10 protein-coding genes are annotated in these 12,726 nt (G+C 42.3%); 4 read left to right on the forward strand and 6 right to left on the reverse strand.

The genetic code is table 11. The features are described 5' to 3' along the window. Positions 1-39 precede the first annotated feature (39 nt). Entirely contained in the window at positions 40-327 is a 288-nt protein-coding gene (locus HX743_RS00840; RefSeq protein WP_004975291.1) for a PA4642 family protein, read from the forward strand. 130 nt (positions 328-457) lie between these two features. Here the strand turns inward: HX743_RS00840 and HX743_RS00845 are convergent, their stop codons facing one another. Next, positions 458-3,646, reverse strand: a complete 3,189-nt coding sequence (locus HX743_RS00845; RefSeq protein WP_178318287.1) for a DNA translocase FtsK — start codon at positions 3,644-3,646, stop codon at positions 458-460. Positions 3,647-3,987: 341 nt separating this feature from the next. Here HX743_RS00845 and trxB point away from each other — a divergent pair, with 341 nt between their 5' ends. From trxB to HX743_RS00860, 3 genes are all read left to right on the forward strand, one after another. After that, positions 3,988-4,941 (forward strand): thioredoxin-disulfide reductase, encoded by a 954-nt coding sequence (gene trxB / locus HX743_RS00850; protein WP_070154293.1) that lies wholly within the window; start codon positions 3,988-3,990, stop codon positions 4,939-4,941. A 107-nt stretch (positions 4,942-5,048) separates the two neighbouring features. Then, the gene (gene aat, locus HX743_RS00855) at positions 5,049-5,780 is read left to right on the forward strand and encodes a leucyl/phenylalanyl-tRNA--protein transferase (RefSeq protein WP_178318254.1); all 732 of its coding nucleotides are present in this window, start codon (positions 5,049-5,051) and stop codon (positions 5,778-5,780) included. A 24-nt stretch (positions 5,781-5,804) separates the two neighbouring features. After that, positions 5,805-6,620 (forward strand): arginyltransferase, encoded by an 816-nt coding sequence (locus tag HX743_RS00860; RefSeq protein ID WP_178318255.1) that lies wholly within the window; start codon positions 5,805-5,807, stop codon positions 6,618-6,620. Positions 6,621-6,659: 39 nt separating this feature from the next. On the opposite strand, the gene rimI is transcribed toward HX743_RS00860, so the two are convergent. The 5 genes from rimI to rpsG form a co-directional block, all read right to left on the reverse strand. Next, positions 6,660-7,118, reverse strand: a complete 459-nt coding sequence (gene rimI, locus HX743_RS00865; protein ID WP_178318256.1) for a ribosomal protein S18-alanine N-acetyltransferase — start codon at positions 7,116-7,118, stop codon at positions 6,660-6,662. Positions 7,119-7,225: 107 nt separating this feature from the next. Further along, on the reverse strand, positions 7,226-8,107 hold the full coding sequence (locus HX743_RS00870; protein WP_178318257.1) for a metal-dependent hydrolase: 882 nt from the start codon (positions 8,105-8,107) through the stop codon (positions 7,226-7,228). A 502-nt stretch (positions 8,108-8,609) separates the two neighbouring features. Further along, a complete protein-coding gene (gene tuf, locus HX743_RS00875) occupies positions 8,610-9,800 on the reverse strand; it encodes an elongation factor Tu (protein ID WP_004975768.1) in 1,191 nt (396 codons plus the stop codon). Positions 9,801-9,895: 95 nt separating this feature from the next. Then, a complete protein-coding gene (gene fusA / locus HX743_RS00880) occupies positions 9,896-12,031 on the reverse strand; it encodes an elongation factor G (RefSeq protein WP_004975278.1) in 2,136 nt (711 codons plus the stop codon). Positions 12,032-12,162: 131 nt separating this feature from the next. After that, positions 12,163-12,633: a 30S ribosomal protein S7 gene (rpsG, locus tag HX743_RS00885; RefSeq protein WP_004975277.1), complete on the reverse strand. Its 471-nt coding sequence runs from the start codon at positions 12,631-12,633 to the stop codon at positions 12,163-12,165. Between the last annotated feature and the right edge of the window lie 93 nt (positions 12,634-12,726).

A 12,726-nucleotide genomic window follows, 5' to 3' on the forward strand; every position in this document is an offset into this window, starting at 1 on the left:
TTGCCCTATTTTTTTCAAAAGAATATAAAGGAGATTGCCATGGCATTATCTCAACCTGCGACCTTTAACGAAGCATGGTCGGATGAACGTGTATTTGCCTATTTGAATCAACTTCCACCTGCAGGTGTGAATGCAGATTTTCACGTACTCTATCACGCATTTAAACACATGCGTCCAAGTGACTATGAACGTCTATTGACACAATTTGTTGCCGATGGTCGCGATGTCAATGCCACTAATCCTGAAGGTCAGCGTATTCACGATGTGATTGCTGAATTTCCACGTCAAAAAGATGGTTTTTTAGCAGTTTTAGCCAAGTTTGCTTAAACTGTTTAAACACAATCTCTGGCTAAATTCAGCCAAAAAGATTGAGTGTAAAAAGAAAAAATCCCGCAATTGAATTGCGGGATTTTTTTATAGCACTACTTGATTCAAAATCAAACAGAAAGTGAAAGCTTTACACTAAAATTTCACGTTTCCCATTTGCTCCTTGCTCGCTCACAATGCCTTGCTCTTGCATCTGATCGACAATACGTGCCGCACGGTTATAGCCCAAGCTAAATTTGCGCTGTAAAGATGAGGTCGACACTTTACGTGTTTCCAAAACAAATGCTACACACTGATCATACAACACATCACGGTCTGGACTGCCTTCACCATCTTCAAAACCACGTGAAGATGGTTCTTCATCAAATGGCGTCAAGATTTCATCGACATAGTCAGGATCGCCACGCTCACGCCACGCATCACAAATACGGTTGACTTCATCATCCGAAATAAATGCGCCATGCACACGTTCTGGCTCAATTTTACCCGGCCCTAAAAATAGCATATCACCATGACCAAGCAGGTCTTCTGCACCGCCCGCATCCAAGATAGTACGTGAGTCAATTTTCGAGTTCACACGCAAAGCTACACGGGTTGGAATGTTGGCTTTAATTAGACCTGTGATCACATCCACCGATGGACGCTGAGTTGCTAAGAGTAAGTGAATCCCTGCTGCACGTGATTTTTGTGCCAAACGGGTAATCATTTCTTCCGCTTTCTTGCCCACTTGCATGATCATGTCGGCAAACTCATCTGCCACAATCACAATAGATGGCAATGGTGTTAAACGCGGTGCACGTTCTTGCGTTGCTGAATCTCCCGGCTTCCAAGTTGGATCAATTAAATCTTCACCATTGGCAATAGACTCTTCAACCTTACGGTTATAGTCGCTTAATTTACGAATTTTCAGGAAAGACATTAGCTTATAACGACGTTCCATTTCATTGACACACCAATTTAAAGCGCTGACGGCATCTTTCATATCAGTCACTACAGGCGTCAATAAGTGTGGAATATCGTTATAGTTGGCGAGTTCCAATTGTTTCGGGTCAATCAAAATTAAGCGTAATTGATCAGGCTTGTATTTCAGCAACATCGACAAAATCATCGAGTTCACTGCCACTGATTTACCTGAACCCGTTGTCCCTGCTACGAGCATGTGTGGTGCTTTGCCCAATTCAGTAATCACAGGATTGCCTGAAATGTCTTTCCCCATCGCCATAGATAAAATGCCGTTTGGATCTTCAAAAGCAGGCGTTTGTAATAACTCAATCAAACGTACCATTTCACGTGAACTATTCGGTACTTCAATGCCAATATACGGTTTGCCTGGAATCACTTCGACCACACGTACCGATGCCATCGACATTGAACGCGCCAAGTCACGAGAAATATTGGTTACTTTTGAAGCTTTGACCCCAGGTGCCAAATCCAGCTCAAAACGGGTCACGACAGGACCAGGCTGTGCTTCAACCACTTTGGCTTTGACATTAAATTCCTGTAATTTAATTTCCAGCAATTCCGACAAGCGCGATAATTGTTCTGCGGTGAAGTTCACTTTTTTGTTTGGATCGACTTTATCAAGCAAATCCAAACCCGGTAATGGCGATAAATCACGACGTTTTTCTGCAACCTGCATGGCGCGTGACATCGGACGACCATGTGCATCGGTCAGCGGCGCATCAAAATCAAAGTCATCTTCGTCTAGTGGTTTGCCTGCGGTTTCCTGCCAAGCTTCGATAAATGCTTCTTTGGATAACGCCACTTTTTCTGCTTGTTCAGCCTGTGTAGCAGTCGCTGCGTTTGCCATCACTGCGGCAGTGGCTGCCGTCTGAATAGGTGCCTGAACAAAAGCAGAACTTTGTGCATAGCTACTGGTACTACGCGCTACAGGCGCTTGATCTTGAAATGCATCTTGCTGTAACTCATCACCCAAAAGATCATCCACCAACAAGTCATCTAAACTGTCTAAATCATGCTGCAAATGGCGCTCTTGGCGTACAGCATGATTTTGCGTATTCGAAGCACTTGACGATGGCGGGTTAAAATCTGACTCAAATCTGCTGAGATCATCGTTAAAATTGTGAGCCGTAGGATTCGAGTGCGGATGCACTGTTTCTTGCTGGGTCACAGACTCATCTAAAGTATCCATTGCCCCGCTGTTTTGGAATGGGCTGTGTAAATCACTTGCAGCTTTGCCTTGCGGAACTGCTGCGAGCAATTCATCAAAAATTTGATCATCATCCCAATCTAACGAAGATTTTGCAGTGGCTTGAGATGCCGTAGATGCAGGACGCACTTCATCAAAAGGATTCGATTGTAGATGTGGCTCTGGTTCTTCAGAAGCACGTAATAATGCATGAATGTCTTGGTTATGCTGACTGTCGGTATTTTCTTGTAAAGCACGCCACACTTCGCCTGTCGCAACAATACGCTGGCTGTCTTGTTCTAAGCGATGCGCCTTTTCGATGGTTTTTTCTAACTCAACATCATCAATTTCATCTTGCACCAATAGCTGTTGCTGCGCCTGTTGCTCTTCTTCTTCACGTTGCTGCATGTGATTAAACATACGCTCTGCCGCAGGATGTGGCGCAGTTGTTTCAGCTTCTTTCGCCTGTGCAACCACGGGTTCACTTGCTGCTTCTAAATCAGTTGATGCCACTTCAACAGCAACCACAGGTGCAGCAGCGACAACGGTCTTTTTCACCTGTGATGTAGAACGGTCAAAGTCAGATTCTGCTTCAGGTACATTGCGATAGAACAAATCTTGCAGATAAGCAGGTGTAGCTTTTAAAGTTGCCCACGTTCTGTTCCACTTCACCCCAAATGCGAGGGTAAATAAGAAAATCCAAAAGACGACTAAAAAAAGTGTTGCTCCATAAATGGTTAAAATTTGCGATAAACTTTTCCCAAGTTCAAAACCAATGATGCCGCCTGAGGCATTGTCTAACGTATCGGCAGGTACTTGCCAAAATAAATACAGCAAACTTGCTGTTGCCAATAAAATGAAGAATTGTGCAGCATAACGAAATGGACGGTTTAAAAAACTACGTGGCCACCAGACTTGTAAGGCTTCAATAAAAAAATAAGCAGGAAGAAGCAGACTCGCCCAACCTAAAAAGCCAAACAGTAAATCGGCAATCCACGCACCTGCGATTCCACTCGCATTTGAAACCTGTTGGGTGTCACTGGAAATGTGCATCCAACCTGGGTCAAATGGAGTATAGGTCACTGTTGCAAGGAACAGATATATTCCAAAAGAGACCAAAAATAATGTCGCTATTAAGCGATGTGCATAAGCACCCGACACCGCAGTCATATATTGTCCTGTCGCCAATTCTTCATCAATGTTTTTTGTTTGTTCGATGGTCTTAAAAAGCCACCTGATTCGGAGCGTCTGTATTTCATTTAGCTGTGTCATTTAAGTTGCATTTCACGATGCAAGCTTCACCACACAGCAAGCTATAAATTATAACAGACCTTCTATTATGCATGTGTTGCCTAGAAAAAGATGCAAGATTATTGAAGTGTGTTGTTAACTTTTTCTATATAGCTCAAATCGATTTACATGATCAGTAATATCAACTTTAATCACACAGCAAACTCATCCTGTTTCACGTATAATTCCATAAATTTCTAAATAAAAAAAGGATGCTGTGCATGAGCGCTCGTCACTCACGTTTAATTATTTTAGGTTCAGGCCCTGCAGGTTATAGTGCTGCAGTATATGCTGCACGTGCCAACTTAAAACCGACTTTAATTGCAGGCTTACAATTGGGTGGTCAACTCACCACAACTACGGAAGTTGATAACTGGCCAGGTGATCCTGAAGGTTTAACAGGCCCAGCGTTAATGGAACGTATGCAAGCTCATGCGGAACGCTTTGGCACAGAAATCGTGTATGACCATATCAATGAAGTAAACCTGAATGTGCGCCCATTTGTACTGAAAGGTGATATGGAAGAATTTACCTGTGATGCTTTAATCATTTGCACAGGTGCGACTGCACAATATTTAGGTTTAGAATCTGAAGCAGCATTTATGGGTCAAGGCGTAAGTGCCTGTGCCACCTGTGATGGTTTCTTCTATAAAAACCAAAAAGTGATGGTCGTTGGCGGTGGTAACACGGCTGTTGAAGAAGCATTATACCTGTCTAACATTGCATCACACGTGACATTGGTGCATCGTCGTGATTCACTTCGCTCTGAAAAAATCTTGCAAGATCATTTATTTGCCAAAGAGAAAGAAGGCAAAATCAGCATTCTTTGGAACAACCAAGTTGATGAAGTCTTGGGCGACAACACAGGCGTAACTTCAGTACGTTTAAAATCAACCACTGATGGCTCTACTCAAGATGTTGATGTGTCTGGCTTATTCATTGCAATTGGTCACAAACCAAATACAGGCATGTTTGAAGGTCAATTAAACTTGCGTGATGGTTATATCCAAGTACAAAGCGGCACTGCAGGCAATGCGACACAAACTTCTGTGGCTGGCGTATTTGCTGCGGGTGATGTAGCCGATTCCATTTATCGCCAAGCGATTACTTCTGCAGGTTCAGGTTGTATGGCAGCTTTGGATGCAGAAAAATATTTAGATGCACTTGGTGAATAATTTAGTGACCAAGTTTAAAGACCGCTCTCCTTGAGCGGTTTTTTTATCACGGCATTTTTAGGTATGATGAAATCAAGTTCATCGTAAAACTTCATACGGCAATTGATATGCACACGCTCCCGGCTTCACAATTCATTTTCCCCGATCCCATTGAAGTTGATCCTGAGGGTGAAGGCTTGATTTGTGTAGGTGCAGACCTTTCCCCTTCAACCTTATATGAAGCCTATACACATGGCTTATTTCCATGGTTTTCAGAAGGTGATCCTATTTGTTGGTGGAGTCCTGAGCCACGTTGCGTAATTATTCCGCAACATTATCAGCCGAGTAAGTCTTTAATCCGCAACATGAAAAAAATAGATTATCGCATTACTATCAATCATGCCTTTGAACAGGTAATTCGCAATTGTGCCTTGCCCCGTAGCTATGCCAATGAAACTTGGATTTCTGAAGAGATCATTCAAGGTTACAGTCAGCTTTTTGCAGCAGGTTATGGCTACAGTGTCGAAGTTTGGGAGCAAGATCTTTTGGTCGGTGGTTTATATGGGGTCAGCATTGGCAAGGGGTGTTTTGGTGAGTCCATGTTTAGCCATCGCACTGATGTATCTAAAATGGCATTTTATAGTTTGATGCTGCTCGGACAAGAACAACAATTGCCTTGGATTGACTGTCAATTGGTCAATGATCATTTAATTAGTCTGGGCGCATGTACACTTTCTCGCCAAGACTATCTTAAATCGTTACAAGATGTTGTAAAACAGCCTGCAATCAATTGGAAAAAATATCAGGACAGTGTATTTTCAAGTAAAACAATAGCGCAGTATGCGCGCCTATTTGAATGACAATAACAGAGAGGGATCTTGAAAATGAATTCATATCACCCAAAATCCCTGCTAAATGATTTGCAGTATTACATTACTCCGCCGCATGATTGCAGCTATTTACCCGAAAAATCTGCGCGGATGGTTTTTTTAGACCCTGCACATAAAATTGATGTGCTGACTTTGTCTGAACTCTCTCGGGTCGGTTTTCGTCGCAGTGGCGATTTTGTCTATCGTCCTGAATGCCATTTGTGCCGCCAATGCCTTTCTTCGCGTATTCCTGTCGCTGAATTTAAAATGAACAGCACCCAAAAAAAAGCTTGGAAACGCAATCACGATTTACAAATCAAAATCACCAAGCCACAAGATGCAGGTGATTTGCATTATGCACTGTATGAACGCTATATCAATGAACGACATGCCGATGGCGATATGTTCCCTGCCAGCCGTGACCAATTTGAAAAATTTTTAATCCACAGTTGTACCAGCAGCTTCTTTTTAGAAGTTTGGCAAGCAGATCGCCTAATTGCGGTATCGACCTGTGATTATTTAGATGATGGTATTTCTGCGGTCTATACCTTTTTTGACCCAGACGAAAGTCGTCGCTCACTCGGAACATTTGCGGTATTAAAACAAATTGAACAGGCACAGCATTTGGGACTGCAATATGTTTACTTAGGCTATTGGGTACCACATGCCAATAAAATGAATTATAAATCGCAATATGGGCCCCTTGAGCTACTACTCGATGGTCAATGGCGACGCATTAACCGCAGCCTAAATACCGATGAGGTGCAGCAATTGGGAAACTCCTTAATGACCACGCTGCCCTTAGGCTGGAATAACTCCATCATCAAATAAAAATGTAATGATGCAATACTATTTTTGCATCGATCAGATTTACTTAAACAAACTGGCAAAATCATCGCTACAAGATTTCACCATAATAATGGCATGCTCCCGTGTGCCATCCGTTTTAGGATAATAATTTTTACGTAAATCAATTTGATGAAAACCTGACTTTTCATACAGGGCTATCGCAGCTAAATTACTTTCACGTACTTCTAAAAAAATCTGCACAGGTTGGTTTTTCAAACCTGCAATAGAATGTTCTAGCAGTTGATAACCTAAACCTTTGCCTTGCTGACTTGGATGTACCGCCATCAACAACAAATTTGCTTCATCCAACACAGGTTGCAAAATACAAAAACCCACCACTCTCCCTGCATGTTCAATCACGGTAGTGTGATAACTCTCTACCGCTTCGGCAAATTGTTTGGCACTCCACGGATGACTTTGTACCAAATTTTCAATCGCAACCACATCGGCGACATCATGGGCTTGCATTAAACGAATCATAAGAAATGATCTTGTGCTGTTCTAAGATGTAGGCATTATAGATTTCACGACAAAAAAATCGAGCAAAAAAAAAAGGCAACTTACGTTGCCTGACCAAAGGGAAAAGTTTAAAAGCCTAATTTAGCTTTCCAAGTATTTAATAATGTTGTGGTATCAAAATCGTTAGGATGAAAATTCGGTTTGAAATAGAACAACATTTCTTTGCCCATGCCTGTAATAATCCCTTTAGATGGACTATAGGCATAACGATAAATCATGCGTAAATTTTCCAAATTCAACTGCTTGTCTTGTTTTAGTAAACGCAACAAAAAATAGTTTTGTACAAAAAATAAAGTCAGCATCGAAATAACCAAAGAACTTGTACGTAGTGCATAGGCTTTCAGACCTTTGCCAAACACACCTTCAAATACATCATACGCAACAGCTTTATGTTCGTTTTCTTCAATCGCATGCCACAACCACATAGTTTTCATGGTGTCATCGGTCATCAATTCTTGAATATGTGAATTGGTCAATAATTGTGAGGCAATCGTAGCTGTGAAATGTTCTAGCGCAGTGGTCGCAGTTAAATCTACCATTTTCTGTGTAATGCCAATCGGTTTAGCCAACTTTGCCATAAATTTGCGTGTAGTTTGAATCACAGTATCTGTATAACAATCCAAAGTATCAACATCATGCCCAAATTTCTGTGCAGAGGCATTAAAACCGACATGCTCATGCGTGTGCATGGCTTCTTGTCCAATAAATGCACTGATTTCTTTCTGTAAATCTGCATTGTCTTTCAGCATTGGGTGATAACGCACAGCACGCACACTGTCTATAAAGAACTTCTCACCTGCGGGAAATAACGCAGATAATGCAGTCATAAAATGCGTTAGACCTGCATTACCATTCATCCAATATTCAGGTACAGTATCAAAGTTGAAATTCATTCGACGGACAGGAAAACTCGCCCCTGCACGTTCACTAATACTCACTTTAGCATTCATGTTGCTCACTCCTGAGGTTACAACAATGAAGTCATTCATTTCCTGTAACCCGCTATATTTTTTATTTTTCGGTATGAGTTCATATTACGGTTTTCTGTGCGGTATTTAAGTGCAGTTAAGGACAGTGAGTTGTCAGTTCAGGACATGAGGAATAAAAAATAATGATAAGTGAAATTATTTTTTGTGACGCAAGAGTAAAAAATAGACAATGAAATTATTTTTACGACGCAAGAGTAAAAAAATAGACGATGATTTTTTATGACGTAAGAGCAAGAATAATTAGACAGCAAATTTATTTTTATGATGTAAGAGAAAAAAAGGCAACTAAACCGCAGCAAAAGAATGTTCATAAAATGGTTTTAGATTGATTCAAGGTTTAAAGAACAGCTATTTCATCCATCAATACAGTAGGACAAGCTTTCATCCATCTGGAAACTAGCACACAAAATACAGCCATAAAAAAAGCGCCCCAAATGGAGCGCTTTTTCACACTATAAAGTGATTATGCTGTTACTTTAGCAACAACACCAGCACCTACAGTACGACCACCTTCACGGATCGCAAAACGTAGACCTGGGTCCATTGCGATTGGGTGGATTAATTCTACTGACATTTCAACGTTGTCACCTGGCATTACCATTTCAACGCCTTCTTTCAACTGGATTGCACCAGTTACGTCAGTTGTACGGAAATAGAATTGTGGACGGTAACCGTTAAGGAATGGAGTGTGACGACCACCTTCTTCTTTAGAAAGTACGTATACTTCCGCATCGAATTTAGTGTGTGGCTTGATTGTACCTGGTTTAGCAAGTACTTGACCACGTTGTACGTCTTCACGCTTAGTACCACGTAAAAGAACACCACAGTTCTCGCCCGCACGACCTTCGTCAAGAAGTTTACGGAACATTTCTACGCCAGTTACAGTTGTTTTAACTGTGTCTTTGATACCAACGATTTCAACTTCTTCGCCTACTTTCACGATACCAGTTTCTACACGACCAGTTACTACTGTACCACGACCAGAAATAGAGAATACGTCTTCGATTGGCATTAAGAATGCTTGGTCGATTGCACGTACTGGCTCTGGGATGTAAGTATCAAGCGCTTCAACAAGAGCAACTACAGCATCTTCACCATATTGACCTGATTCACCGTTAAGTGCAGCAAGTGCTGAACCACGGATTACTGGAGTGTCGTCGCCTGGGAAGTCGTAAGTAGAAAGAAGTTCACGAACTTCCATTTCAACTAATTCAATTAACTCTTCGTCGTCTACGATATCGCATTTGTTTAAGAATACGATGATGTAAGGTACACCTACCTGACGAGAAAGAAGGATGTGTTCACGAGTTTGTGGCATTGGACCATCAGTCGCTGAACAAACAAGGATCGCACCGTCCATCTGAGCAGCACCAGTGATCATGTTTTTAACATAGTCGGCGTGGCCTGGGCAGTCTACGTGCGCGTAGTGACGAGTTGGAGAATCGTATTCTACGTGAGAAGTATTAATTGTAATACCACGTGCTTTTTCTTCTGGTGCAGAGTCGATAGCAGCGTAATCTTTCGCTTCACCACCAAACTTACGTGCACATACTGTAGCAATCGCAGCTGTTAAAGTTGTTTTACCATGGTCAACGTGACCGATTGTGCCCACGTTAACGTGTGGCTTATTACGTTCGAACTTAGCCTTAGCCATGAGATCTTCCTTTTTAAAACAACTCATGGAGGATCACTCCATGAGCATTAGGTTTTTTAACTATGAATTAGTTTGCGCTTATAGTAATCGAAAGATTACTCGTCGTCACCTTTTTTACCACCAGACTGGAATTTAGCAATGATGCCATCTGCCACGTTACGTGGAGTTTCAGCATATTTAGCAAATTCCATAGAGTAAGTCGCACGACCTTGAGACATAGAACGCATGTGTGTTGCGTAACCAAACATCTCTGCAAGTGGAACTTCTGCACGAATTGCTTTAGTACCACCAGGTAAGTCGTCCATACCTTGAACCATACCACGACGACGGTTTAAGTCACCCATGATATCGCCCATGTAGTCTTCTGGAGTTTCTACTTCAACTTTCATGATTGGCTCAAGAAGAACAGGATCTGCTTTCATGAAACCGTCACGGAATGCGTAAGAACCCGCCATTTTGAACGATAATTCGTCAGAGTCGACATCGTGGTAAGAACCGTCGAATAATGTCGCTTTAATGCCTACAACTGGGTAACCAGCCAAGACACCATTCTTCATACGTTCTTGGATACCTTTGTCTACTGCACCGAAGAATTCTTTAGGTACTACACCACCTACAACTTCTTCAGCGAATTCGTAGTCTTTACCAGCTTCAGGATCAAGCGGCTCTAAACGTACGAATACGTGACCGAATTTACCTTTACCACCAGTTTGACGTACGAATTTACCTTCTTGCTCAATCGTCTTTTTGATCGTTTCGCGGTATGCAACCATTGGTTTACCAATGTTCGCTTCTACGTTGAATTCACGCTTCATACGGTCAACGATGATGTCAAGGTGAAGCTCGCCCATACCCGCAATGATCGTTTGACCAGATTCTTCGTCTGTACGAACGCGGAATGATGGATCTTCTTTCGCCAAGCGACCTAAAGCAACTGACATTTTTTCTTGGTCAGCTTTAGTTTTAGGTTCAACAGCCAATGCAATTACTGGCTCTGGGAATTCCATACGCTCTAGTGTAATTACGTGGTTTTCGTCACATAATGTATCACCAGTGGTTGTATCTTTAAGACCTACACACGCTGCGATGTCACCTGCACGAATTTCTTCGATGTCGTGACGGTCATTTGCGTGCATCTGTACGATACGACCAATACGCTCACGCTTCATTTTCACTGGGTTATAAACCGGGCTACCCGCTTTAAGAACACCAGAGTAAACACGTACGAACGTTAAGTTACCAACGAATTTGTCGTTCATGATTTTGAACGCTAACGCTGCGAAAGGTGCTTCGTCAGACGCTTCACGAGAACCTTCAGTTTCGTCTTTGTCGTCTAAGATACCTTTGATCGCTTCAACGTCAGTTGGTGCAGGTAAGAATTCAATTACTGCGTCCAACATACGTTGAACACCTTTGTTTTTGAATGCAGAACCACACATTGCAGGTTGAATTTCACCCGCTAATGTACGTTGACGTAAACCAGCAACGATTTCTTCTTTAGAAAGTTCGCCATTTTCTAGGTACTTGTCCATGAGTTCTTCTGATGCTTCTGCAGCAGCTTCAACCATGTTCGTACGCCATTCTTCAGCAGTTGCTTGAAGGTCAGCTGGAATCTCACCGTATTCAAACTTCATACCTTGTGAAGCTTCATCCCAGATGATTGACTTCATTTCGATTAAGTCAACAACACCTGTGAATGTGTCTTCTGCGCCCACTGGAACAACGATAGGCACTGGGTTTGCACCCAAGCGAGTTTTCATTTGTTCAACAACGCGGAAGAAGTTTGCACCTGTACGGTCCATTTTGTTCACGAACGCTAAACGAGGTACTTTATATTTGTTTGCTTGACGCCATACAGTTTCAGACTGAGGTTGTACACCACCTACAGCACAGTAAACCATACATGCACCGTCAAGAACACGCATAGAACGCTCAACTTCAATTGTGAAGTCAACGTGTCCTGGGGTGTCAATTACGTTAATGCGGTGTTGGTCAAACTGGTTACCCATACCTTTCCAGAAGCATGTTACAGCTGCTGAGGTAATAGTAATACCACGTTCTTGCTCTTGTTCCATCCAGTCAGTTGTTGCTGAACCTTCGTGAGTTTCACCAAGTTTGTGACTTTCACCTGTATAGAACAAAATACGTTCTGAAGTTGTTGTTTTACCCGCATCGATGTGCGCAGAGATACCAATGTTACGGTAACGAGAAATTGGGGTTTGACGTGCCATGATTTCTAGCATTCCTAAATTTTGTTGTTTAAAACAGGACGCTTTAAGCTGCCTAGCAACTTAAAGCGATTTGATGACAATTCAGTGACAACCGATTCATCACCCTCCTGATTAGGGCCTGTTTTATCCGCTTAGAAACGGTAGTGAGAGAAGGCTTTGTTGGCTTCAGCCATACGGTGCACATCTTCACGTTTTTTGATCGCTGCGCCTTTACCTTCAGATGCATCAAGCAACTCGCCAGCAAGACGTAACGCCATAGTTTTTTCAGAACGCTTAGCAGCAGCATCTACCAACCAACGCATCGCTAAAGCAGTACGACGGGATGGGCGTACTTCCATAGGAACTTGATAAGTAGCACCACCAACACGGCGTGCTTTTACTTCGACCATTGGACGAACTTTTTCAAGCGTAGCTTCAAAAAATTCAACTGGGTCTACTTTAGATTTTTCTTGAACGCGGTCTAAAGCACCGTAAACGATACTTTCAGCAATAGATTTTTTACCATCTTGCATTACGTGGTTCATGAATTTAGCGATTGTTTGGCTGCTGAATTTAGGATCCGGAAGGATTTCACGAGCAGCGACTACGCGACGTCTTGGCATTTTAAACTACCTATAAATATGACACTTCAGGGTGATCCAGCCGTAGCACAAAGTGTCGTGTGCATTTCGCTGGCCTTACTACACGTCGCTTGA

The organism is Acinetobacter sp. Swhac1, from assembly GCF_013390985.1.
Taxonomy (GTDB): Bacteria; Pseudomonadota; Gammaproteobacteria; order Pseudomonadales; family Moraxellaceae; genus Acinetobacter; species Acinetobacter towneri.